Source organism: Streptomyces sp. SYSU D01066-1, assembly GCF_054956795.1.
Genome location: NZ_JBUDHV010000020.1, coordinates 92,258 through 115,471 on the forward strand (window position 1 = coordinate 92,258; position 23,214 = coordinate 115,471).

Here is a 23,214-nt window from a genome sequence, read left to right on the forward strand (position 1 = left end):
CCATCTGTGTGATCACTCCAACTCCCCCGCTGCGCGCAGGTGGTTCAGGGCGTACGAGCGCCAGGGGCGCCAGGTGTCGGGGACGTCGGCGCCGGGCGGGGCCGCGTCCGGGTCGCCGAGGGCGCGGGTGCGGACGGCGGCGACGGTCGCCGGGTCCATGCCGGGCAGGGCGAGCAGGGCGGCCTCGGCCTCGTCCCGGTCGGCGCCCGCGTCGAGGCGTACGGTGCCGTCGGCGAGGGCGGCGGTGAGCGCGCCGAGGGTGCCGTGCGGCTCGGCCTCGGCGATCGTCGCCGGTTCGGGGAAGAGGTGGGTGAGGCCGCCGCAGGGCGCGTCGAGCCGCTTGCCGTACCGTGCGACGAGCCGTTCGGCGCCCGCCCCGCCGGTCAGCAGCCGTACCGCCAGTTCCTCCGGGTCGGCGGCGCCCGGTGAGCGCAGGCCGGGGCGGGCGGCGACCAGCGGGGCGAGGCGGGGGTCGGCGCCGAGCCGTCCGTCGACGGCGTACGGGTCGGCGTCCAGGTCGAACAGCCGCCGCAGGCGCCGTACGGCGGTGGTCAGGTCGCGCGGGTCGGTGAGCAGCAGCCGCGCGTCGAGCCAGCCGCCAAAGCCCCCGCCCCGCCCGCCCGGCCGCTCGTCGACGGCGGCGACGCCGGTGCCGTAGGGCAGCCGGAGGGTGCGCCGGTAGACGCGGCGGCCGGGCACCCCGCTCACCTCCTCCACTTTGGCCAGGGCCTCCCGCTGGAGCAGGTCGAAGACGGGCCCGGCCGGGTAGGGCCCCCGGTGGGCGAGCCGCAGCGGTATGCCGGCGCCGGGGGCCGCCCGGTCGCGGGCCGGGGCTGCGGCGCGCAGCCCGCGGGGGGTGTCGGCGTACACGCTCCTGATGGTGTCGTTGAACTGCCGCACGCTGCCGAAGCCCGCGGCGAACGCGACCTCGGTGACCGGCAGGCCGGTGGTCTGGAGCAGCACGCGCGCGGTGTGCGCCCGCTGGGCGCGGGCCAGGGCGACCGGCCCGGCGCCCAGCTCGGCGGTGAGCTGGCGCTGCACCTGCCGGCTGCTGTACCCGAGCCGGCCGGCGAGCCCCGCCACCCCTTCCCGGTCGACGACGCCGTCGCCGATCAGCCGCACGGCCCGGCCCACGACGTCGGCGCGCACGTCCCACTCCGCCGAGCCGGGCACGGCGTCCGGACGGCACCGCCGGCAGGCCCGGAACCCGGAGCCCTGCGCGGCGGCGGCCGTCACGAAGAACCGCACGTTGCAGCGGTTCGGCGTGCGGGCGGGGCAGCTCGGCCGGCAGTACACACCGGTCGTCTCGACGGCGAAGAAGAACACCCCGTCGAACCGGCCGTCCCGGCTCCGCACGGCCTCGTACCTGCTGTCGTCGTCGCCTTCCACACCGTCCAGTCTCCGCCACCCCGCCCCTGCGGGCTGGCGGAAATCGGACACCGCGTCCGGCGGGGTCATCCGAGACGGCCCCGCTTGGCCTCCATGGCCGCCCGCCCCTCGGCTCCCCGGCGCTTCCACTCCTTGCGCAGCTCGGCCCGGACCCGGGCATCGCTCTTGGCGACGATCCGCTGGTTCTCCCGCAGCAGCTTGCGGTAGCTCTCCAGCCGCCGTCCGGGCAGTTCGCCGGTGTCGACGGCGGCCAGCACCGCGCAGCCCGGCTCGCTCTCGTGGGCGCAGTCGTGGAACCGGCACTCCTCGGCCAGCTCCGCGATCTCGGCGAACACCTGACCGACGCCGTGCCCGGCGTCCCACAGCCCGACCCCGCGCAGCCCCGGCGTGTCGATCAGCACACCCCCGCCGGGCAGGACGAGCAGGTTGCGGGTGGTGGTGGTGTGCCGTCCCTTGCCGTCGACGTCACGGGTGGCCCGTACGTCCATGACGTCCTCGCCGAGCAGCGCGTTGGCGAGGGTGGACTTGCCCGCGCCGGACTGTCCGAGCAGCACGGCGGTGCCCCCGGAGACGACGGCGCCGAGGACGTCCAGCCCCTCCCCCAGCGCGGCGCTGACCGGCAGCACCGGCACACCGGGCGCACTGGTCTCGACGTCCCGCACGAGGTGCGCCAGCGTCACCGGGTCGGGCACGAGGTCGGCCTTGGTGAGCACGACGACGGGCTGCGCGCCGGGCTCCCGGGAGAGCGCCGGCCCGCGCAGCAGGGCCTCACCGTGCGAACTGGACATGGCGAGCGCCAGGAACCGTTCGATCCGCCCGAGGTCGAGCTCGACCGCGAGCGACACACAGATGACGACGTGGTCGATGTTGGTGGCCAGCACCTGGCCCTCGGAACGCTTGGAGGAGGTCGAGCGCACGAAGGCGGTGCGGCGCGGCAGCAGGGTCCGTACGTACCGCGGCTCGCTGCCCTCCGGGTCGACAGCGACCCAGTCCCCCGTGCACACGACCTTCATCGGGTCACGGGGAACGACGAACTCGGTGTCGGCGCGGACGGTGCCGGCCGGGGTGACGACGTCGCACAGGCCACGGTCGACCCGGACGACCCGGCCGGGCAGGAGACCCTGCTCGGCGTAGGGAGCGAACTCGGACGCCCAGTTCGCGTCCCAGCCATACGGGGCCAGAGGATGCGACGAAGCCGGACTCGGCAGAGAGGAGAGAGACAAGGGGTGACCCTTCGCATGGGTGGCCCCGGCGCCGCGCGGTCGGACGCGCGATGAGAGTGAGATCAGCCGGCGACCACAGAGGTGGACTTGATGAACTTCCGGATGCGGGCAACGCCCATCGCAACGACAGCCATCGGTCAACACCTCCAAGATCACGCACAGCGGACAACAGCGGCACGCAGCGGCCGCGAGAATGAACATGAGCGTAGCCACCCGCGCCGACGGCCGCGAGTGTTTTTCCCGCGGTTGGCACAGGGCGACTCGGACGCAGCTCGGACTGTCAATGATCCTTTTCCAACGTGCTGATGCGGTTCGACCCTTGGCGTGACAGACGGGTGAAGCCCTTGACGGACGGGTTCACAACCAAGATCACCCGTTCCGCCGGAGGCTTCACGCGCTTGTCCGCCCGTCCCGGCTGGACCTGTCCAGCGCGCATCATCACTTCCTCACCGCCCGTCTGCGTGAACGCCGCCGTGCGATCAGCAGCCGGTGGCGTCGGCTGAACGCCGGCCGGCAGGACCCGCTCGCGCTCGCCCACCTGCGCCACGCCCATACACCCAGCTCGCGGCGAGCTTCGGCATCGGGACCACGACCGCCTGCCGGTACGTCACCGGGGCCGCGGGGGTCCGGTCCTGCCCGCGCTTCTGGCTCGGTCGCGTCCTGGGAAGCGGTGGCCGCGGCACCGCACCCGACGGGTACGGGAGAGGAGGGACCGGGGCCGGCAGGCGGCCACAGAGGTGGACCCGACGGTCTTCCGGACGCGGGAGGCGCCGGTCGCGACGGCAGCCGCCGGCCGGCGCCTCCCGGATCACCCGGGGCGGTCCCGTCGGCGCGACGGGGCCGCGGGAACGGACAGGAGGAGAGCCGGCGGCACGCCGGTGGTTGTCCGCGAGGCCGGCTACGGCGCGGTGGTGCCGGTCGGCGCACCGGGGCGGTACAGGCCGCGGTGGCGGCCGGGGTCCACCACCGTGGACAGGCCGTTGAGCCGCAGGCGGGTGCCGCCGCGGAGGTGGGCGGTGTCCTGCGTGCCGTCCCCGCTGGGCACCAGCCACGTGTACTGCTCGGTCCAGGTCAGACGGGAACCGGCGGGGTCGTCGTCCAGTTCGACGGTGACGAGGGAGACCCAGCGGGTGATGCCGTCGACCTCGGCCTCGTAGACGTGGACGATCCGGGTGTCCGGCACGATGTCCAGGAAGCGGGAGCGGTAGGCGAGGTGTTCCTCGGTGTCACCCGAGACGAAGACGTTGCGGGCAATCTCGCCGCCGCCGACCCGGAAGTCCAGTTCGTGCTCGGCGGTGGCGGACCCGCCCGGCAGGCGGGACCAGCGGCGCCGCAGGGACGGGTCGGAGAAGCCGCGGAAGACCTCGGCGCGGGGCACCGAGAAGTCCAGGTCGAGCGTGAACGAGCCGTGCAGCACGCGGGGCGTCGGGCCGGCGGCCGGGACGCTCCCCGCCTGTGCCCGCGTGAGGTGATCTGCGCACATCGCGTCAACCTAGCACGGGGCGGGGCGCCGGCCGGGCGCCCTGCCCCGTGGTCAGAGCCAGCCGTCCAGGGACTTCAGGAAGCCGTCGAGGTCGTCGCGGTGGACGCAGTGGCCGGTGTCCGGCACGTACACCACCTCGCAGCCCAGCCCGCGGAGCCGTTCGGCCATCTCGTCCGGTACCAGGTGGCGATCGCCGGCGCCCTGGACGAGCGTGGGCACCTCGGCGCGCGCGGGGACCAGGTCGCGGTCGCTGCGCAGCCACTCGATGGCCCGGACGTCCCAGCGGGCGTATCCGGCCAGCTCCGCCTCGATGTCCTCGGGCTGCCAGCGGGGGCAGAGCCGGCGGATGCTCTCGGCGGTCGCCGCCTTGGTGGCCTGCGCGAACTCCCGTACCTCGTCGACCGACTTGACGCCGAGCCGCCACGCCGGGTCGCTGTAGACGACCCGGGCCGGGCGCAGGCCGGGCACCGCGAGGGCGAGCACGGGGGCGGCGAAGGAGTGGGCGAGGGCCAGGTCGACGGGGGTCTGGACCGACTCCACCAGGTCGGCGGCGAGCAGTTCGGGCGTGTACGCGTCGGCGTGCGGGCTGTCCCCGTGGCCGCGCAGGTCCGGCATGATCACGCGGTAACCGCGCTCGGCGAGGGCCGGGGCCACCCGGCGCCAGGTGGCCGCCGACGACATCACGCCGTGGACGAGCAGGGCCGTCCGGTCGCCGTCGCCGACCTCGTGCAGGGCGAGCTTCATGAGCCGGGTTCCTTTCGCGACGCGGACGCGGGTGCGGTGAGGCGCGGGTGCGGTGAGGAGCGGGCACGGCAGGGCGTGGACGCGGGTGCGGTGAGGCGCGGGCGCGGGCACGGCAGGGCGTGGACGCGGGTGCGGTGAGGCGCGGGCGCGGGCACGGCAGGGCTGGTCCGCCGGTCGTCAGCGGTCCGCCTCGGCCAGTTCCAGCAGTGCCTTCGCGGCCAGCCGGTAGCCCAGGGCGCCCAGGCCGACGACGACGCCGGAGGCCAGCGGGGCGATCACGGACTCGTGCCGGAACCGCTCCCTGGCCCACACGTTGCTCAGGTGCACCTCGATCCAGGGCCGCGGGTAGGCGGCGAGGGAGTCGCGCAGGCTCCAGCCGGCCATCATCAGCGCCCCGGGGTTGACGATGGCGCCGACGGTGTCGTGGTGCCGGTTGATGTCGCGCACCAGGTCGCCCTCGGAGTCGTGCTGGAGGGAGAGCACCTGCCAGCCCGCGCCGCTCACCTCGGCGGTGACGGACTTCTCGATGTCGGCGAGGGTCTCGGTGCCGTAGATCTCCGGTTGGCGGCGGCCCAGGATGCCGAGGTTGGGGCCGTTCAGCAGGAGCAGGGTCCTCATGGGGTCACCTCACTGTTCGACGCGCCGGGCCGCCCGGGACCGGGCAGGGGCCCGGCGGTGCCGGAGCCGGGGTCCTCACGGGTGAGTTCGGCCTCGGCGCGTTCCTCGGCGCGGGTCATCGCCACCCGCAGCACGGGCGGCGCCATCAGCGAGGTCACGATCGCGACCAGGACGATGATGGTGTAGGAGTCGGTGTCCAGGACGCCCAGGCGCAGGCCGGTCATCGCGACGACGACCTCCACCACACCACGGCAGTTCATCCCGGCCCCCAGGGCCAGCGCCTCCCAGCGGTTGAGGCGGCTGAACCGGGCGCCGAGGAAGGCGCCGGAGAACTTGCCGACGACGGCGACGGCGAGCACGGCGAGGGCCGCGGCGAGGACCTCCGGGTGGCGCAGGCCGGTGAGGTCCATCCGCAGTCCGGCGGTGGCGAAGAACAGCGGCGCGAGGAAGGCCAGCACGGTGGTCTTCAGCGGTTCCAGCTTCTCCCGGTCCAGGTCCCGGCTGGTACCGACCAGCGCGCCGACGACGAACGCGCCGAAGATCGCCTCCAGTTCCATGGCCTGGGTGGCCGCGGCCCCGAACAGGACCAGGACCACGACCGTCATGATCGTGGGCGCGGGGCCGTCGGCCCGTCCCGCCCACCGCAGCAGGGCCCCCACCACCGGGCGGCCGATCAGCAGGGCGAACAGCACGGCACCGACCGGGTAGAGCACGGAGACCGCCATGACCCCCGCGGTCAGTCCGGCGGTGGCCATCGCGGAGACCACGGACAGCAGGAACCAGCCCACGACGTCGTCCACGACACCGGCGGACAGGATCAGCTGGCCGATGTCGCGGTGCAGCAGGTTCATGTCGAGCAGGGTCTTGGCGATCACCGGGATCGCGGTGACGCACATCGCCACGCCGAGGAAGAACGCGAAGACCGTGGAGTCGACGCCGTCCGGCAGGAGAACGCCGCTCAGCGCGAACCCGGTGGCGATGCCGAGGCCGAGCGGCAGCACCAGGCCGGCGACGCTGACCCGGGCCGCGGTGACCCCGCGCTTGCGGACGAGGCCGAAGTTCAGTTCGGCGCCGGTGACCCCGACGAGGAGCAGCACCCCGAGCTGGCCGGTGGCGTCGAGCATGTGCATCTGCTCCGGCTGCCGGGGCAGCAGCCAGTCGGAGAAGGCGGGCAGCAGGTGCTGGAGCAGGGACGGTCCCAGCAGCATGCCCGCGCACAGCTCGCCCACGACCGCGGGCATCCGGAAGCGTTCGGCGAGCCGGCCCAGGACGAGGGCGAACAGCAGCAGGAAGGCGAGTTGGAGGAGGAAGACCAGGAGCGAGTGCGGGGCCATGGTCGGCACCGGGTTGGCGAGCGTCATGGGCTCTTCCCTCTTCGGGAGCGGTTCGACGGAGTCAGCGGACGGTTCCGGCGCCCTGGCCGCTCAGACCGCGGGCCAGCAGTGCGATGACCTCGGCGCTCCGCTCGACGTGGAAGAAGTGGCCGCCGGGGAAGACGTGTACGTCGGTCGGCCCGGTGGTGTGCGCCTCCCAGGCGCGTGCCTCGTCCAGGGTGGTCCGGGGATCGGCGTCGCCGGTGAGCACGGTCACCGGGCAGTCGAGCAGCCGGCCGGGGTCGTGCCGGTAGTTCTCGACGGCGGCGTAGTCGCTGCGGATCGCCGGCAGGAACATCGCCAGCACCTCGGGGTCGGCGAGGATCTCCTGGCCGGGCCCGCTGAGGTTGCGCAGCTCCGCCAGCACCTCCTCGTCGGTCGCCGCGTGCACGTGCTCGTCGCGGTACCGGGAGGGGGCGCGCCGGCCGGAGGCGTACAGCCGTACCGGGGCGGGCATCCGGGCCTCGCGCATGCGCAGGGCCACCTCGTAGGCGAGGACGGCGCCCATGCTGTGCCCGAACAGGGCGAGCGGCCGGTCGTCCAGGTGGCGCAGGGCCGCGAAGATCTGGTCGGCGTAGTCGGGGATGTTGTCGATGCCGGGTTCGTCGCGGCGCGTCTGCCGTCCCGGGTACTGGACGGCCAGGACCTCCACCGTGGGCGCGAGAGCCGTGGCGACCGGGAAGAAGAAGCTCGCCGAACCGCCGGCGTGGGGCAGGCAGACGAGCCGTACCGCGCTGTTCGGCGAGGGGCGGAAGACACTGACCCACTTCTCGAACTGTGCCGTTGCTCCAGGCATGCCGAATGGCTCGCTTTCACGTCGGAGACCGCGGGGATCAGCGTCTGGTGCGGGACTTCGGCAGCGTAGGCCGGGCCGTCGCGGGGCCGGTATCCCCCAACCTGATAGCCCTCGCGCGCGACCCCGCCCGAACGCGCCGCCCGGCCGTACGCTCACCGGAGTCACCCGAGCAGGGCCGTCGCCCGGGCCGCACCGAGGGGGTTCCCATGTCCGATGTGTCATCCGACGACGCGACGACGTCCACCAGTTCACCGGGGACGGATGTGCTCGTCGTCGGGTACGGGCCGGTCGGCTCGGTACTGTCCGTGCTGCTGGCGCAGCGCGGCTGGCGGGTCACCGTCCTCGAACGCCGGCGGCGGCCGTACACACTGCCCCGGGCGACGAGTTTCGACGGGGAGACGGCCCGGCTGCTGGCCGGTACGGGTATCGGCGGGGAGCTGGGCCGGATCACCGAGCCGGGCACCGGCTACCAGTGGCGGACGGCGGACGGGAAGACGCTGCTGGACATCGAGTTCACCACCGAGGGCCCCTACGGCTGGCCCGACGCCAACACCATGCACCAGCCCGCGCTGGAGGAGCTGCTCGCCGCCCGCGCCGCGCGGCTGCCGGGCATCACGGTGCTGCGCGGGCAGCGGGTCGTGGACCTCGCCGACGGCCCGGACGGGGTGACGGTGACCGCCGAGGACGACGACGGGAGGACGCGGACGTTCCCGGCGCGCTGGGTGGTCGGCTGCGACGGCGCCAACAGCTTCGTACGGGACCGGATGGGCGTGTCCGTCACCGACCTCGGGTTCTCCTACGAGTGGCTGCTGTGCGACGTGGAGCTGCGCGAGCCGCGCGCGTTCGTGCCGACCAACGTGCAGCTCTGCGACCCGGCGCGGCCCACCACGATGGTCGGTAGCGGGCCGGGGCACCGGCGCTGGGAGTTCATGCGGCTGCCGGGCGAGCGGGCGGCCGACCTGAACCGGGAGGAGACCGCGTGGCGGCTGCTCGCCCCGTTCGATGTGACCCCGGACACGGCCCGGCTGCTGCGCAGCACGACGTACATCTTCCAGGCCCGGTGGGCCGACGAGTGGCGGACGGGGCACGTGCTGCTGGCCGGGGACGCCGCCCATCTGATGCCGCCGTTCGCTGGGCAGGGCATGTGCTCGGGCGTCCGGGACGTGGCCGGCCTGGCGTGGCGGCTGGACCTCGTGCTGCGCGGCACCGCCCCCCGGTCACTGCTCGACACCTACACCGAGGAGCGCCGTGCACAGGTGCGCGAGTCGATCCTGGCGTCGGTGCAGCTGGGGCGGCTGATCTGTGTGACGGACGCGACGGCCGCGGCGGAGCGCGACGCGACGGTGCTGGCGAACCGGCGGGGGCCGGGCCGGCCGGATCCGGCTCGGCCGGTCACCTGCGGCCTGCTGCACCGCCCGCCGGGCGCCGGCGCGGAGACCCGGGTGCCGCCGGCGGGCGAGGTGCTGCCGCACGGCCGGCTGCTGCGGCCGGCCGACGGGGAGATGCTGGACGACCCGGTGGGCCGTGGTTTCGTCCTGTTCGTCACGTCCGGGGCGGAGTCGGCGCTCACGCCGCAACGGCTGTCCTTCCTGCGGACCGTCGGCGCGGAGGTGGTCCGCCTGCGACCGGCCGGCGCGTCGTACGAGGGCGCGGGCGGGCCGGTCGACGCGGTGGACGGCGACGGGGTGCTGTCCGGCTTCCTCGACCGGTACGGGGCGACCGCGCTGCTGGTCCGTCCCGACTACCACGTCTTCGGCGCGGCGGACGGTCCGGCCGGGGTGGCCGCGCTGGTGGACGGCTTCCGCACCCGGCTGACCGCGCCCGCCCCGGCACCGGCGCCCGCGAGCCGCGTCGGCTGAACGGGACGGGCCAGGACGGGCCGGGCCGGGCCGGGGAGACGCGGAGTCGACGGGGCAACGGAGGTGACGGGCTCGGCGGGGGCGACAGGGGTGACGGGCTCGACGGGGGCAACGGAGGTGACGGGGGGACAGGGGTGCTGCACGGAACTGCCGGGACGGCGCGGGCTGCCGGGGCGCCCGGCGGGGAGCGGGCGCTGCTTCGGGTCCGGGGCCGGGTCCGGACCCGAGGCAGCGGGGCCGCCCGGCAGGCCACCGGGGGCGCGCGGAAGCAGAGGCGACCGCGCGGTCGGCGACGGGCGGCGGACCGGACGGCACGACCACCCGGCAGAGGACCGGCCGCACACGGAGCCAGACATAACCCGCCCGACCGGAAACGGACGACGGACCGGACGGCACGACCGCCCGGCAGAGGACCGGCCGCACACGGAGCCAGACATAGCCCGCCCGACCGGAAACGGACGACGGACCGGACGGCGCGACCGCCCGGTGGCCGGTCGGCGTCGCGCGCGGGCAGCTCCCCCGCGGCGAGAAGCCGGCGGCGGACCGGGCGGCACGACCACCCCGCGGGTGACCACCCCGCGGGTGACCGTCCCGCGGGCGACCGTCCCGCGGGCGATCGCCGCCGTGCGGACAGGTGCCGCCGTGCCGGTGGGGCGGGAAGCCCCCGGCGGGGCGGGTCAGAGGCGGTGCGCGAGGAGTACCGCGCCGCGCAGGGACGACAGGCCGCCCAGACGGGCCGGGGCGAGCGGTGGGGTGGGGTGGCCGGGGCGGGCGAGGGACGTCAGGTGGGCGGTGACGGCGGCCAGGAGGTCCGGGACGCCCGCGGCGAAGCCGCCGCCCAGCAGGGCGCGTTCGGGACGCACGAGTTCGCCGACGCCCGCGATGGCCGTCGCCAGGGCGCGGGCCGTACGGTCCAGGGACGCGACCGCCCAGGGCAGGCGGTCGCGCAGTCCCGTCCGCAGTTCGTCGAAGGTGACCGGGGCGCCGCGCAGCGAGGCGGCGTGGGCGAGGGTGGCCGGTCCGGACGCGGTCGCCTGGAGGCATCCCCGGCGACCGCACACGCACGCGGGCCCGTCCTGGTCGATCACGAGGTGGCCGATCTCGAAGGAGCCGCGGGCGGGACCGGGGCACAGGGCGCCGCCCAGCACGAGGCCGCCGCCGACTCCGGTGCCGACCCCGAGGTAGAGGAGGTGGGCGCAGTCCGCCGCGTCCGCCTCGGCGAGGGCGCCGAGGTCGCCGTCGTCCGCCCAGGCGACCGCCGCGCCGGGGAACAGGGCGCGCAGGGCCGGGCCCAGGGCGAGCCCGGCCCAGGCGGGGCGGCTGGGCCAGGCGGTGATCCGTTCGTCGGGGCCGACGGTGGCGGGCATGGCCACGCCGACGGCCCGTACGTCCGTGAGGGCGGGGGACGCCTCCAGGTGGGCGGCGAGATCGGCCAGGTCGCGGCCGGCGTCCCGGTGCGGACCCCAGGTGAAGGACGACTCCTCGACGCGGCCGTCGCCGCTCTCCGCGCGGAACGCGACCTTGGTGCCGCCGACGTCGATGCCGAGGCGGCCCGGCGCGGGGGCGGCGCCGGGCCGCCGGTCCCGGAGGGCCGGCACGTTCAGCCGCCCGCCACGGCCGGGCACAGGGCGAGCAGGTCCCCGGGGCGGCGCAGCACCGCGTCGGGCCCGGCGGCGAGCAGTTCCTCCTCGTCGGGGCCGACCCACAGGGCGGCGGCGCAGGCGACACCGGCACCGCGGGCGCTGGCCAGGTCGGTGGGCGCGTCGCCGATCATGACGGCCTGTTCGGGCGGCACGTCCAGCAGTTCCAGCGCGCGCCGCACGATGTCCGGCGCGGGCTTGGGCCGGGCCACCTCGTCGGAGCCGATGACGTGCGCGAAGAACGGCAGCAGGCCCAGTCCCCGGAGCAGCGAGCGGGCGCGGTCCCCGGCCTTGCCGGTGGCCACGGCCAGCCGCAGGCCGCGTACCCGCAGGGTCAGCAGGAGTTCGAGGACGCCGTCGAAGACCTCCACGCGGTGGGCGAGCCGGTAGCTCTCCCGGACGAAGGGCTCCTCCATCTCCGGCGGCAGCCCCATGATCCGCATGATGTCGGGGAAGTAGCGCCCCTGGTGGCGCACGTACTCCTCGAACGGCGCCGGGCCGTCGCCGACGACCTCCGCGTAGGCGACCGCGAAGGCCTCCCGCATGACCGGGAAGCTGTCGACGATCACCCCGTCCAGGTCGAAGACGACCGCCCGCCGGGGTGTCGTCAGGAGGCCGGCCGGGGCGATGTCGGGCGAGTGGACTGTCATGGGGTCCTCATCTGGTGGTGGTCTGCTCGGGCACGGGCTCGCCCGGTCCGTCCTGGACGGCCCCGGCGGAGGCGTAGAGGCGCTCCACGAGCCCCACGGTGGTCCGTGCCTCGGCGATCGCCCGGCCCCGGCCGGCCGGGTCGGCGAGGAGGGCCGGCACGCCGTCGAGCTGCCGTCCGTACTCCGCGCCTATGGGTTCGGCGGGCACCGGCAGCGCGCGGGTGGTGCCCTCGCGGGTGAGGGTCAGCACGGACTCGGGCTGCCGGTTGGGGCTGAAGCCGAACGTGCAGCGCAGTTCGGCGGTGCCGCCGCTGCCCTCGATCCGGATCAGGGAGAGGTCCGTCGCCTCGTGCGAGGCCCAGCTGGTCCGCAGGGACACGGAGACGCCGTCGGCGCGGAGCAGGAACCCGCGGGCGGTGTCCTCGACGTCACCGGTGAGGGCGCCGGCGGGCCGCTCGCGGCGCCAGGCGGCGGCCCAGGCGCCGGCGTTGAGGAAGTCGTTCGAGGTGGCGCCGACGGCCTGGCGGACCGGGGACGGGCCGAGCAGCGCGGTCAGGGTGTCCAGGAGGTGCCAGCCGAGGTCGACCAGCGCGCCGCCGCCGGCCTCGTCGCGCCGGGTGAACCAGCCGCCCGCCCGCGGCACCCCGCGGGCCCGCACCCAGGCCAGGTCGGCGTGGCGTACCCGCCCCAGCTCGGGCAGCAGCGCGGCCAGTTCCCGTACGTCGGCGCGGTGCCGGGCGGCGCTGCCGGCCAGCAGCACGCCGCCGTGGCGCTCGGCCTCGGCCAGGGTGTCGGCCTCGGCGCCGGACAGGCACACCGGCTTCTCCAGGAAGACGGACACGCCCCGGCCGAGCAGACCGGCGGCGACCGGGGTGTGCAGGTGGTTGGGTACGGCGACGACGGCGAGGTCGACACGGCGGGCGTCGAGCGCGTCCGGCCGAGCGTGGACGGGGGTGCCCGTCGCCGTGCCGACGGCCGCGCGGGCCGCGGGGTCGGGGTCGACGACGGCGACCAGGTCGAAGTCCGGGTGGGAGCGCAGCCGGGGCAGCCACAGCTCCCGCCCCGCCCAGCCGAGCCCCACCACGGCGGCCCGCACGCTCATGCGGCGGCCACTGCGTCCGCGATGATCTCGGCCGTGATCTCCAGGTCCCGCTCGCCGGCGAGGAGCACCCGGTGGTGCAGCCAGACGCAGTCGGCGCTGATGGCCTCGGTGTTCGGGCAGCGCTCGGCGACCTGCTCCACGGTCTCGTCGGGGGCGCCGATCTCCCAGAAGGCGTCGGTGCGGTAGACGGCGCGGAACCCGGCGAAGGCGGGCAGTCCGGCTTCGACCAGCCGGTCGACCAGGGCGTTGCGGTCCTCCTCGCGGATGCCGGGGATCCGGAACATCGCCATGTAGTGGGTGTTCTGGTCGGCGCGCGCGTCACCGCCCTGCGGCACGACGCCGTCGACGGCGCCGAGCAGCCGGGACAGCAGCGCCCACCGCTCGTCGCGCAGTGCGGTCTGGGCGGGCAGCCGGCGCAGCTGGGCGCGGAGCACGGCGGCGGAGAACTCGTTGAGGCGCATGTTGGTGCCGGCGACCTGGTGCAGGTAACGGCGGTCGGTGCGCGGCCGGCCGCAGCTGTGCCGCAGGAACGCGGCCTCGTACCGGTCGCGGTCGGGGAACACGACGGCGCCGCCCTCGCCGGCGGTCATCAGCTTGCCGTTCTGGAAGGAGAACGCGGCGACCGTGCCGAGTTCGCCGACCCGCTTGCCCTGCCAGCGGGCGCCCTGGGCGTGGGCCGCGTCCTGCAGGATCGGTACGCCGGTGTCGGCGGAGAGCTTGCCGAGGGCGTCCATGTCCGCCATCAGGCCGGCCATGTGCACGGGCATGACGGCGCGGGTGCGCGGGGTGACGGCGGCGGCGGCCGCGGCGACGTCGATGTTGTACGTGTCCGGGTCGACGTCGACGGGGACGGCGACCGCGCCGATGCGCTGGGCGGCCTGGGAGGAGGAGATGAAGGTGAAGGCCGGGACGATGACCTCGGTGCCGGGGCCGACGCCCATGACCTGGAGGGCGAGTTCGAGGGCGTGGGTGCCGTTGGTGACGGCGAGGGCGTGCGGGGCGCCGAGGAAGTCGGCGAACTCCCGCTCGAAGGAGTCGACTTCCTCCCCGCCCATGCGCCACCACTGGCCCTGTTCGAGGGCCCGGACCAGTCCGGTCCGCTCGTCGTCGTCGTACTGCGGCCACGTGGGGAATGCGGGTGTCGGTCGCGCGTTCATGGTTCTCCAAAGGTCCGTCGGGAACGGGCTGTCCGAGAGAGAGCGGGCGAGGCGGGGAGGGCGACGGAACCGGTCCGGACGGTGCGCGCGGTGCTGGCCGTCCTCAGACTAGGACGCGGCGTGCCGGGCCTCCCATCCCCCGGTCTGGTAGTGCGGCGGGTCAGGGTGCGCGCAGGCCGAAGAAAGCCCGGTAGGAGTCAAGTTGACCGGTGAGCATGTGGTGTCCGTGGTGGGTGCGCAGGCCCTGGGCGGCGGCCTCGCGCAGCAGGCGGGTGTCACGGGGTTTCATGATGATGTCGGCGACGACGGCGCCCGGCGGCAGCGCGCGCGGCGAGAAGGGCAGCGGGTCGTCGGGGCGCAGGCCGAGCGGGGTGGCGTTGACGGCGATGTCGCTGTCGGACAGGGGCGGTTGTCCGGCGGCCCGGACGCGTCCGGGCCAGTGGGCGGCCAGCCGGTCGACGAGCGCGGTCAGCCGCGGGGTGTCGGGGTCGGTGACGGTCAGCCGGCGCACGCCCGCGTCGAGCAGGGCCGCCGCGATGGCGCTGCCGGCCCCGCCCGCGCCGACGAGCGCCACCCGGGCTCCTTCGGGCCGGTGTCCGGCCCGGTCCAGGCCGGACACGAAGCCGGAGCCGTCGAAGTTCTCGGCGAGCCAGGTCCCGTCGGGTTCGCGGCGCAGCGCGTTGGCGCTGCCGGTGATCTCGACGGTGGGGCTGCGCCGGTCGGCGAGCAGGGCGGCGGCCGCCTTGTGCGGGACGGTGACGAAGAGGCCGTCGAGGTTGCCGACGCGCTGGAGTCCCCGGACGACCGTGCGCAGGTCGGCGGGGCGGGCGTGGACGGGGACGAGCACGGCGTCGATGCCGAGGCGGGCGAAGAGCGGGTTGAGCAGTCCGGGCGACTGCACCTGGCCGACCGGGTCGCCGAGGACGGCGTAGAGCCGGGTGGTTCCGCTGACCAGGGTCTGTCGCGGGGAGTCGGTGGCGGGGGGCCGCGCCGTGCCGGTGGCGGGGGCGGGGGTGGGGGTGGTCGCGGCAGTGGCGGCGGCGGACGGATACGCCGTGCCGGTGTCCGCGCCGGACGGATACGCCGTGCCGGTGTCCGCGCCGGACGGATACGCCGTGCCGGTGTCCGCGCCGGACGGATCGGAGGTGGCCGTCGGCTGTCGGGGGTCGGTCATCGTCGTGCCTCCGTGCTGCGCGCCGCCCCGGCCGCGTACAACTCCGCGACAGCGAGGGCGAGTTCCATGGACTGTTCGGCGTTGAGCCGGGGATCGCAGGCGGTGCGGTAGCGGGCGGGCAGGTCGTCCTCGGACAGGCCGCGGGCGCCGCCGGTGCACTCCGTGACGTCCTCGCCGGTCGCCTCCAGGTGCAGGCCGCCAGGATGGGTGCCCAGCGCCCGGTGCACCTCCAGGAAGCCGGTGATCTCGTCGAGGATGTGCTCGAAGTCGCGCGTCTTGTGACCGGTGGCGGTGGTGCGGGAGTTGCCGTGCATGGGGTCGCACTGCCAGATCACCTGACGGCCGGACGCGGTGACCTTCTCCACGATCGGCGGGAGCACCTCGCGCACCCGGTCGTGGCCCATCCGGCTGATCAGGGTGAGCCGGCCGGGCACGCCGTGCGGGTCCAGGCGGCGCACGTACTCCACGGCCTGCTCCGGGGTGGTGCCGGGGCCGATCTTCACGCCGATGGGGTTGGCCAGCAGTTCGGCGAAGGCGATGTGGGCGCCGTCGGGCTGCCGGGTGCGCTCCCCGATCCACAGGAAGTGGGCGAGTCCGCTGGACAGCCGGGGTTCGGGGCCTTCGGTGTCGATCCACAGCAGGGTGCGTTCGTAGTCGAGGAGCAGGGCCTCGTGGCTGGTCCAGATCTCGCCGAGCCGTGGGGCGGGGGCGCCGACGCCGGTCATGAAGCGCAGCCCGCGGCCGATCTCCGCGACCCGTGCCGTGTGCCGGCGGCCTCCGGGCGCGGTGTTCACGAACCGCCGGTTCTCCTCGTGCAGGGCCGGCGCGTCGGCGAGGTCGCCGCGGGCGAGCCGGCGGACCACGGCCATCGCCTCCCGGGCGTGGTGGTGGGCGCGTGCCATCCGTTCCGGGTCGGGGGTGCGGGCCGCCCGGTCCGGCTCCGCGGAGTTGACGATGTCGCCCCGGTACACGGGCAGCCCGTCGGCGTCGACGGCCGCGGAGCGCGGCTTGGCGTACTGCCCGGCGGCACGGGCCACCGTGACCACGGGCAGGCCGGCGGCGTGGGTGAGGACGAGCGCCATCCGCCGGAGCAGCCCGAGGTTGGCCCGCAGATGGGGTTCGGTGGTGTCGGCGAAGGTCTCCGCGCAGTCACCGGACTGCAGCAGGAGGGCCTCGCCGCGGGCGACGGCTTCGAGCCGGCCGAGCAGCCGCCGGGTCTCGCAGGGCGTGACGAGGGGCTCGCCGGCGGTCAGCCGGCGGAGCACGGCCCGGGCCCGGGCCGGGTCCGGCCAGCCGGGCTGCTGGGCGGCGGGCCGGTCCAGGGCCGCTTCGAGCCGGCCGGTAAGGGCGCGTTCGACCCCCGTCAGCCGGTCCCGCTCCGGGGTGCCGGGCGGCCAGCGTGGTGGGTACGTCATGTCACCGCCGCCTGCGTCCCCGTGACCCCGTCCGGGGCGCCGGTCACCAGCCGGTCGAGGGGGGCGCGCTCCATCCGGGCCAGGGCCTCGGTGACGGCCGGCTCGGGCACGTCGGTGACGAGTTCCGCGCCGGCCGGGCCGTCCAGGACGAAGGTGAGGCCCGAGCGGGCCTTCTTGTCCCGGCGCATCAACGCGATCAGCGCGCGGGGCTCGGCACCGTCGGGCAGCGCGGTGGGCAGGCCGTAGGAGGCGACCACCTCCCGGTGTTCGTCCACCCGGCCGGGCGGGATCCGGCCCAGGGCGCCGGCGAGCAGGCCGGCGAAGACGGTGCCGATGGCGACGCCTTCGCCGTGCCGCAGGGCGAAGCCGGTGGCCGCCTCCAGGGCGTGCCCCAGGGTGTGGCCGTAGTTGAGCAGGTGCCGCGGGCCGGTGTCGCGTTCGTCGGCGGAGACGATGCCCGCCTTGAGCGTCACACTGGCCGCGATCTGCTCCGCGAGCGGCAGTCCGCGCAGGCCGGGGGCGCCGATGAAGTGGCAGCGGGCGATCTCCCCCAGGCCGTTGCGCAGTTCGCGCGGCGGCAGGGTGGTCAGGTAGTCGGTGTCGCACAGGACGGCGGCGGGCTGCCAGTAGGCGCCCACGAGGTTCTTGCCCTCGGGCAGGTTGACGGCGGTCTTGCCGCCGACACTGGCGTCGACCTGGGCGAGCAGGCTGGTCGGCAGGTGCACGACGGGCACCCCGCGGTGGTGGAGCGCGGCGGCGAGTCCGACGACGTCGGTGGTGGTGCCGCCGCCGACGGAGACGACGGCGTCGGAGCGGGTCAGCCCGAACCGTACGAACGCGGCGCACAGGGCCTCGACCGTGGCGAGGTTCTTGTCCGGTTCCCCGTCCCGGGCGGGCAGCAGCAGCGTCTCGGCGCCGGTGTCGGGCACCCACGCGTCGGGGCGGGCCGAGACCACCGCCACGCGCCGGGCGCCGAGCCTGTCGATGATCCCGGGCAGGGCGGAGCGCACTCCGGGGCCGATGAGCACCTCATAGGACCGGTCGCCGCAGCGCACCGGGACTTTTCTTGTCACTTCCGCCTCACCTCGTTCGGTCGGTTCGGTGGCGCGTGGACGCGGCCGGCCGCACGGAGCCCGGCCGGCGGCGGCACACCGTGGCCGGGCTCCGTGCGGACGGGGCCCCGGGGGTTACTGGCCGGCGGTCACCCGGCGGATGCGGGACTCGGCGCGCTCCTTGCGGTCCTGCTCGTCCAGGTGCGGGTAGGAGGGGCAGCCGAAGACCCGCTGGAACGGCGCGAAGCTGTCCCACTCGGAACGCCGGCGCATCTCCTGGGCGACCGCGTTGTGCTCGCTCCAGAAGTCGCCGCCGATCAGCCGGATCAGGTAGCGCTCCAGTGTGTCGCGGTCGGTGGTGCGGCCGGCGTCGGCGGCGACGGCGACCAGCTCGCCGTCGTAGAAGGCGTGGATGAGCCGGATGTAGGTGTCGTAGCCGGTCTTGAAGAAGTTGGCGTACTCGTCGATCAGCCGGTCGGCGTCCCGCGGGTTGTCCAGGGCCTCGCTGAGGGTCTCGGCGGCGCGGACCGCGGTGGCCGACGCGACGAGGACGCCGCCGGAGAACATGGGGTCGCCGAAGCAGCCGGCGTCGCCGACCATGAGCCAGCCGGGACCGGTGACGGTGTCGGCGTGGTAGCAGTAGTCGGTCTCGACCTTGAGGTCCATGATCGGGCGGGTGCCGGTCAGCCGGGCGGTGATCCGCGGCACCCGCCCCTTGTGCTCCTCGAACACCTGCTCGGGGGTGGAGGCGCGGAACACGTCGCGGGGCATCACGGTGCCGACGCTGATGACGTCCTTGGACAGCGGGATGGCCCACACCCAGCCGTCGGCGTGGGCGCCGACCTGGATGTCGCCCTCGACTCCGAGGTTGTGCGTCTCGTCCAGGCCCTCGTAGTGCCGGAACACCGCGACCATGCGGAGCTTCTCCAGCGTCTTGCGCAGCCCGAACTTGTTGGCGATGCGCCCGGCCCGCCCGCTGGCGTCGATCACGTACCGGGAGCGGACCTCGTGCTCCTCGCCGTCCTCGGTGTAGCGGACGCCGACCATGCGGTCGCCCTCCATCAGCAGTTCGCCGACGGGGGCGCCGAGGTGCACCTCGGCGCCGGCCTTGCCGGCCTCCTCCACCAGCATGCTGTCGAACCTGGCCCGCTCGACCTGGAACGCCCGGTCGTACCGGCCTTCGCCCTGCTTGCCGAAGTCGGCGCGGAAGACGCCGGAGAAGAACTTCTTCTCGGTCGGGTCGATGAACTCGCCGCCGAACTTGGGGACGTAGCCCTGGGTCTCGACCGCGTCCCGGATACCGATCCGGTCGAACAGGCCCATCATGTACGGCAGGAGTGACTCGCCGATGTGGAACCGGGGGAACTCGTCGCGCTCCAGGAGCACCACGGAGTGCCCCCGCTTGGCCAGCAGGTAGGCGCTCACCGCGCCGGCCGGTCCTCCGCCGATGACGACGACGTCGGTCGAGTTCTTGCGCATGGGATGTCCTTCCGGTCGTGTGCTGGTGATGTCGGTTCGGCCGGGGTGCCGGCCGGTCACGCGGGGCCGGCGGGGTCGAGGTCGCCGGTGAGGACGGCGGCGACGAGCGCGCGGTGTTCCTCGTCGTCCACGACGGTGCGGACGTGTTCGCGGCCGTCCCGGACGACCAGGTAGCGGCGGCCCTTGAGCACGGCCTGGCCGTTGGCGAAGGTCCGGCCGCACAGGGTGCCCCGGCCGTCGTCCTCGGAGGCGGTGGCGTGGTGGGCGCGGGCCCGGTCCTCCAGTTCCTTCCAGTCGTGCCACTGGCGGGCCCGCAGCCGGAACGTGTAGACGGTGCTCCACCGGGTGACGCGCCCGCGCCGCTGCAGAGCGATCGGCCCGCCGTCGGCGTCGGCGTCCCCGGCGGTGTCGTCGCCGGCGACGGTGTCGGCGCCGGCGTCCTTGCGTACGAGCCGGTACTGGCAGCCGTACTGGGTCTGCACCTCGTCGCCGACGCGCAGCGGTTCGATGTACGACGGTCCGGGATAGCCGACGTCGACCAGCCACTCCTCACCGTCGAGCACGGCCCGGATGAACATGTGCTCGATCTCGGTGCCGAAGTTCTCCCGGCCCTCGGCGGTGCTCGCGGCCAGCAGGGACACCTCGTAGCCCAGTTCGGACAGGAGCCGGAAGAAGAGCCGGTTGAGCTGGAAGCAGGTGCCGCCCAGGCCCTCGGTGACCACGGTGCGGAACGTCTCGTCCTCGTCCACGTCCACGAGGTGGACGCCGTCGGTGAAGCCCTGTCCCGCGACGTTGTACGGCAGGGCCATCAGGTGCTGTTTGTGCAGGGTGCGCAGGGTGTCGAGGTCCGGCTCCGGTCGTCGCCCGGCCCAGCCGAGGCGGCTGAGGTAGGCATCCACGTCGAACATGCGGTCATCTGCTCCTTCGGGGGCGGTGCGGTGGGTGGACGCCTCAGACGGACAGGGCCACGGGCCCGGCCGCGTCCTCGCCGTACAGGCGCTCGGTCAGATGGGCGACGATCAGTGCGGGGGTCGGGTGGTCGAAGACGAGGCCGGCGGCGAGCTTGGCGCCGGTCAGCTCGCTGATGCGGTTGCGCAGCTCCAGTGCGGTCAGCGAGTCGAAGCCGATCTCGAACAGGCCCTCGTCGGCGTCGATCCGGTGGGTGGCGGCGTAGCCGAGGACGACGGCGATCTGGGTGCGCACCAGCTCCAGCAGGGCGTCCGTCCGCTCCGCCGCCGGCAGCCCGGCCAGGCGTTCGGCGAGCCGGCGCCGCTCGTCACCGGTGACGGCGGTCCGCGCCGACTGCCGGCCCGCCCGGACGAGGCCGCGCAGCAGGGGCGGCACGGTGGTCCCGGCGGTGGCGTCGGCCCGCAGTCCCCGCAGGTCGATCCTGGCCGGCACGACCAGGGTCCGGTCACCGGCCAGCGCCGCGTCGAACAGCTCCATGCCCTCCTCGGGGGTGAGGGCGAGGACGCCGCCGCGACGGCTGAGCCGGCCGCGGACGAGTTCGTCGGCGCCGGCCGCCATGCCGGTGGTCTGCTCCCACAGTCCCCAGGCCAGCGACCGCGCCGGGAACCCGGCCGCCCGACGGCGGGCCATCAATCCGTCCATGCAGGCGTTGGCGGCACCGTAACTGCCGGTCCCCGCACCGAGGAAGACACCCGAGACCGACGAGTACACGACGAACGCGTCCAGATCCGGCACCAGTTCCCGGGTCAGCTCGTCCAGATGCTCGACCGCCGCCACCTTCGGCGCGAACACCCGCGCCAGCCGCTCCGGCTCGATCTCCCCGACCACCCCCGCGTCGAAGACACCGGCCGCGTGCACGACAGCGGTCAGCCGCGGGCCGCCCAGCCCGGCCAACAGCGCCCGCACCGCCTCCCGGTCCGTCACGTCACAGGCCGGCACCGCCACCGACTCGGCACCCAGCGCCTCCAGCCCCGCCACCAACTCCGCGGCCCCCCGCGCCCGCATGCCCCGACGGCTCACCAGCACCAGATGCCGCACCCCGTGCCGGACCACCAGATGCCGCGCCAGCAGACCCGCCAGCGAACCGGTACCACCCGTGATCAGCACCGTCCCCTCCGCATCCAGCACCGGCTCCCCGGCCCCGACCGGGGCGAGCCGGGCCAGCCGCGGCACGTACAACACCCCCGCACGCACCGCCACCTGCGGCTCACCGGCCGCCAGGACGACACCCAGATCCACCTCGTCCGTGTCACCGTCCACCAGCACGAACCGGTCCGGGTTCTCCGCCTGCGCGGCCCGCACCAGCCCCCACACCGCCGCACCCCCCACATCGGTGACCGCCGCGTCACCACCGGCCGGCACCGCCCCCCGAGTCACCACGACGAGTCGGGTGTCCTCCAGGCCGCCACCGGCGAGCCAGGTCTGGACGACCTCCAGGGTGCGGTCGGTCACGGCGAGCGGGGTGTCGTGGGGGCCTGTGGTGACGGCCTCCACGACGACGGCGCGGGGAAGCCCGGCGCCGTCCGCGGTGTCCTCGGCGAGGGTCGCCACCTCTTCCGCGGTGGACACCCGGAGCCAGGTGGGGGCCTGCGGGTCCTCGGGCCGGGGCAGCGGGACCCAGTCGACGCCGAAGAGCGTGTCGCCACCGCCCGTGGTGCGCAGTTGTTCGGCGGCGACCGGGCGGAACACCAGCGAGTCCGCGCTGAGGACCGGGCTGCCGGTCTCGTCGGCGGCCTCCAGGGACAGCGCGTCCGGGGCGCGCCGAGCGGCCCGCACGCGCAGGGTCGCGGCTCCGGAGGCGTGCAGGGTGAGCCCGTTCCAGGCGAAGGGCAGCATCGTGCGGTGCTCGCCGTCGCTCAGGAACGCCTTGGTGTGCAGGGCGGCGTCGAGGAGTGCGGGGTGGATGCCGAACTCCGCGGCGGCCGCGTGCTGCTCCTCGGGCAGGGCGATCTCGGCGAAGAGTTCCTCGCCGCGCCGCCACACCGCGCGCAGGCCGCGGAAGACGGGCCCGTAGCGGTAGTCGTGGTCGCGCAGTCCGGCGTAGAAGTCCTCCGGGGTCACCTCGACGGGTTCGGCGCCGGGCGGCGGCCAGGCGGTGAGGTCGGGATGGGCGGCGGCGCGGGTGCGGGGGGCCGGGGTGAGGACGCCGGCGGCGTGCCGGGTCCAGCCCTCGGCGCCGTCCGCGGTGTCGGGCGCGGAGTGGATGGTGACGGTCCGGGACCCGGTCTCGTCCGGTCCGCCGACGGCGACCTGGACGCGTACGCCGCCCTGCGCGGGCAGGATCAGCGGGGCCTCGATGACGAGTTCGTCCAGGGTGGCGCAGCCGGCCTCGTCGCCCGCGCGGACGGCGAGTTCCACCAGTCCGGTGCCGGGCAGGAGGACGACGTCGCCGACGGCGTGGTCGGCGAGCCAGGGGTGGGTGCGCAGGGACAGCCGGGAGGTGCACAGCACACCGCCGGTGTCGGGCACCTCGACCACCGCGCCGATGAGCGGGTGGTCGGCGCCGGCCAGTCCCAGTGAGGCGGCGTCGCCCGCGGCGGCCGGGGCGGGCAGCCAGTAGTGCTGGTGGTCGAAGGCGTAGGTGGGCAGGTCCAGGTCCGGGGCCGGGTCCGGGTCCGGGTCCGCGGGACGGGTGGGTGTGGGCGGGACGCCGGTCCAGTCCACCGGGACGCCCTTGACGAAGAGTCCGGCCAGGGAGGCCAGCAGCCGTCGCAGGCCGCCCTCCTCGCGGCGCAGTGAGCCGGTGACCAGCACGTCCGCGCGCGTCTCGTCGACGATCTCACTGACCGGCTGGACGAGGACGGGGTGGGCGCTGCACTCGACGAAGACCGTGTGTCCCTCGGCCAGCAGGGAGGTGACGGCCGGGCCGAAACGGACCTGCCGGCGCAGGTTGCGATACCAGTAGCCGCCGTCCAGCACGCCCGCCTCACGCACCCACTCACCCGTCACCGTCGAGAAGAACGGCACCAGCGGCGCCCGGCCACGGATGCCGGCGAACGCCTCCGTCAGCGCCCCCTCGACCGCCTCGACGTGCCGGGTGTGGGAGGCGTAGTCCACCGCCACCCGGCGCACCCGCACCCCCTCCGCCCCC

General features: G+C 75.0%; 18 protein-coding genes and 1 pseudogene. 2 read left to right on the forward strand and 17 right to left on the reverse strand.

The annotated features are described in order from the left end of the window. Positions 1 to 12: 12 nt before the first annotated feature. Entirely contained in the window at positions 13 to 1,458 is a 1,446-nt protein-coding gene (locus ACY1JF_RS19660) for a DNA-3-methyladenine glycosylase 2 family protein (protein WP_462706458.1), read from the reverse strand. Beyond that, positions 1,455 to 2,612, reverse strand: coding sequence for a ribosome small subunit-dependent GTPase A (gene rsgA, locus ACY1JF_RS19665; RefSeq protein WP_462706459.1), 1,158 nt, complete (start codon positions 2,610 to 2,612; stop codon positions 1,455 to 1,457). Before rsgA ends, ACY1JF_RS19660 begins: the two co-directional genes overlap by 4 nt. Positions 2,613 to 3,027: 415 nt before the next feature. Between rsgA and ACY1JF_RS19670 the strand changes: the two are divergent. Next, positions 3,028 to 3,230, forward strand: a pseudogene (locus ACY1JF_RS19670) (transposase family protein); the annotation flags it as partial. A gap of 280 nt (positions 3,231 to 3,510) precedes the next feature. Here the strand turns inward: ACY1JF_RS19670 and ACY1JF_RS19675 are convergent. From ACY1JF_RS19675 to ACY1JF_RS19695, 5 genes are all read right to left on the reverse strand, one after another. Next, positions 3,511 to 4,095, reverse strand: coding sequence for an SRPBCC domain-containing protein (locus ACY1JF_RS19675; protein ID WP_462706460.1), 585 nt, complete (start codon positions 4,093 to 4,095; stop codon positions 3,511 to 3,513). Between the two features lie 51 nt (positions 4,096 to 4,146). Beyond that, on the reverse strand, positions 4,147 to 4,839 hold the full coding sequence (locus ACY1JF_RS19680) for an alpha/beta fold hydrolase (RefSeq protein WP_462706461.1): 693 nt from the start codon (positions 4,837 to 4,839) through the stop codon (positions 4,147 to 4,149). A gap of 177 nt (positions 4,840 to 5,016) precedes the next feature. Then, positions 5,017 to 5,457, reverse strand: coding sequence for a type II 3-dehydroquinate dehydratase (locus tag ACY1JF_RS19685; RefSeq protein WP_462706462.1), 441 nt, complete (start codon positions 5,455 to 5,457; stop codon positions 5,017 to 5,019). Beyond that, on the reverse strand, positions 5,454 to 6,818 hold the full coding sequence (locus ACY1JF_RS19690; RefSeq protein WP_462706463.1) for a cation:proton antiporter: 1,365 nt from the start codon (positions 6,816 to 6,818) through the stop codon (positions 5,454 to 5,456). Before ACY1JF_RS19690 ends, ACY1JF_RS19685 begins: the two co-directional genes overlap by 4 nt. Before the next feature lie 34 nt (positions 6,819 to 6,852). Further along, on the reverse strand, positions 6,853 to 7,626 hold the full coding sequence (locus tag ACY1JF_RS19695) for a thioesterase II family protein (RefSeq protein WP_462706464.1): 774 nt from the start codon (positions 7,624 to 7,626) through the stop codon (positions 6,853 to 6,855). Between the two features lie 206 nt (positions 7,627 to 7,832). Between ACY1JF_RS19695 and mhpA the strand changes: the two genes are divergently transcribed. Next, positions 7,833 to 9,485: a bifunctional 3-(3-hydroxy-phenyl)propionate/3-hydroxycinnamic acid hydroxylase MhpA gene (gene mhpA / locus ACY1JF_RS19700; RefSeq protein ID WP_462706465.1), complete on the forward strand. Its 1,653-nt coding sequence runs from the start codon at positions 7,833 to 7,835 to the stop codon at positions 9,483 to 9,485. Positions 9,486 to 10,162: 677 nt separating this feature from the next. Here the strand turns inward: mhpA and ACY1JF_RS19705 are convergent. The 10 genes from ACY1JF_RS19705 to ACY1JF_RS19750 form a co-directional block, all read right to left on the reverse strand. Next, entirely contained in the window at positions 10,163 to 11,083 is a 921-nt protein-coding gene (locus ACY1JF_RS19705) for an ROK family protein (protein ID WP_462706466.1), read from the reverse strand. A 2-nt stretch (positions 11,084 to 11,085) separates the two neighbouring features. Beyond that, positions 11,086 to 11,775: an HAD-IA family hydrolase gene (locus tag ACY1JF_RS19710; RefSeq protein WP_462706467.1), complete on the reverse strand. Its 690-nt coding sequence runs from the start codon at positions 11,773 to 11,775 to the stop codon at positions 11,086 to 11,088. Between the two features lie 7 nt (positions 11,776 to 11,782). Then, positions 11,783 to 12,877, reverse strand: a complete 1,095-nt coding sequence (locus ACY1JF_RS19715) for a Gfo/Idh/MocA family protein (protein ID WP_462706468.1) — start codon at positions 12,875 to 12,877, stop codon at positions 11,783 to 11,785. Beyond that, positions 12,874 to 14,034 carry a 3-amino-5-hydroxybenzoate synthase gene (gene rifK / locus ACY1JF_RS19720; protein WP_462706469.1) on the reverse strand — a complete coding sequence of 387 codons (1,161 nt, stop codon included), beginning with the start codon at positions 14,032 to 14,034 and terminating at the stop codon, positions 12,874 to 12,876. Before rifK ends, ACY1JF_RS19715 begins: the two co-directional genes overlap by 4 nt. A gap of 160 nt (positions 14,035 to 14,194) precedes the next feature. Beyond that, positions 14,195 to 15,208 carry a shikimate dehydrogenase family protein gene (locus tag ACY1JF_RS19725; protein ID WP_462706470.1) on the reverse strand — a complete coding sequence of 338 codons (1,014 nt, stop codon included), beginning with the start codon at positions 15,206 to 15,208 and terminating at the stop codon, positions 14,195 to 14,197. Beyond that, positions 15,205 to 16,623, reverse strand: a complete 1,419-nt coding sequence (locus ACY1JF_RS19730; protein ID WP_462706471.1) for a 3-deoxy-7-phosphoheptulonate synthase — start codon at positions 16,621 to 16,623, stop codon at positions 15,205 to 15,207. Before ACY1JF_RS19730 ends, ACY1JF_RS19725 begins: the two co-directional genes overlap by 4 nt. After that, positions 16,620 to 17,696, reverse strand: a complete 1,077-nt coding sequence (locus tag ACY1JF_RS19735; RefSeq protein ID WP_462706472.1) for a 3-dehydroquinate synthase family protein — start codon at positions 17,694 to 17,696, stop codon at positions 16,620 to 16,622. Before ACY1JF_RS19735 ends, ACY1JF_RS19730 begins: the two co-directional genes overlap by 4 nt. Before the next feature lie 114 nt (positions 17,697 to 17,810). Then, a complete protein-coding gene (locus ACY1JF_RS19740; RefSeq protein WP_462706473.1) occupies positions 17,811 to 19,154 on the reverse strand; it encodes an NAD(P)/FAD-dependent oxidoreductase in 1,344 nt (447 codons plus the stop codon). Positions 19,155 to 19,210: 56 nt separating this feature from the next. After that, positions 19,211 to 20,062, reverse strand: a complete 852-nt coding sequence (locus tag ACY1JF_RS19745) for an arylamine N-acetyltransferase (protein WP_462706474.1) — start codon at positions 20,060 to 20,062, stop codon at positions 19,211 to 19,213. Between the two features lie 43 nt (positions 20,063 to 20,105). Beyond that, on the reverse strand, positions 20,106 to 23,214 hold a 3,109-nt coding region (locus ACY1JF_RS19750; protein ID WP_462706475.1), incomplete at its 5' end, for a type I polyketide synthase.

What these genes read in the sequence shown, in the direction of transcription:
- ACY1JF_RS19730 (WP_462706471.1), bottom strand. Translation starts at nt 16,623, where the DNA reads ATGACGTACCCACCACGCTGGCCGCCCGGCACCCCGGAGCGGGACCGG.
- ACY1JF_RS19660 (WP_462706458.1), bottom strand. Translation starts at nt 1,458, where the DNA reads ATGACCCCGCCGGACGCGGTGTCCGATTTCCGCCAGCCCGCAGGGGCG.
- ACY1JF_RS19690 (WP_462706463.1), bottom strand. Translation starts at nt 6,818, where the DNA reads ATGACGCTCGCCAACCCGGTGCCGACCATGGCCCCGCACTCGCTCCTG.
- rifK (WP_462706469.1), bottom strand. Translation starts at nt 14,034, where the DNA reads ATGAACGCGCGACCGACACCCGCATTCCCCACGTGGCCGCAGTACGAC.
- ACY1JF_RS19675 (WP_462706460.1), bottom strand. Translation starts at nt 4,095, where the DNA reads ATGTGCGCAGATCACCTCACGCGGGCACAGGCGGGGAGCGTCCCGGCC.
- ACY1JF_RS19745 (WP_462706474.1), bottom strand. Translation starts at nt 20,062, where the DNA reads ATGTTCGACGTGGATGCCTACCTCAGCCGCCTCGGCTGGGCCGGGCGA.
- ACY1JF_RS19710 (WP_462706467.1), bottom strand. Translation starts at nt 11,775, where the DNA reads ATGACAGTCCACTCGCCCGACATCGCCCCGGCCGGCCTCCTGACGACA.
- ACY1JF_RS19725 (WP_462706470.1), bottom strand. Translation starts at nt 15,208, where the DNA reads ATGACCGACCCCCGACAGCCGACGGCCACCTCCGATCCGTCCGGCGCG.
- ACY1JF_RS19740 (WP_462706473.1), bottom strand. Translation starts at nt 19,154, where the DNA reads ATGCGCAAGAACTCGACCGACGTCGTCGTCATCGGCGGAGGACCGGCC.
- ACY1JF_RS19680 (WP_462706461.1), bottom strand. Translation starts at nt 4,839, where the DNA reads ATGAAGCTCGCCCTGCACGAGGTCGGCGACGGCGACCGGACGGCCCTG.
- mhpA (WP_462706465.1), top strand. Translation starts at nt 7,833, where the DNA reads ATGTCCGATGTGTCATCCGACGACGCGACGACGTCCACCAGTTCACCG.
- ACY1JF_RS19685 (WP_462706462.1), bottom strand. Translation starts at nt 5,457, where the DNA reads ATGAGGACCCTGCTCCTGCTGAACGGCCCCAACCTCGGCATCCTGGGC.
- ACY1JF_RS19695 (WP_462706464.1), bottom strand. Translation starts at nt 7,626, where the DNA reads ATGCCTGGAGCAACGGCACAGTTCGAGAAGTGGGTCAGTGTCTTCCGC.
- ACY1JF_RS19715 (WP_462706468.1), bottom strand. Translation starts at nt 12,877, where the DNA reads ATGAGCGTGCGGGCCGCCGTGGTGGGGCTCGGCTGGGCGGGGCGGGAG.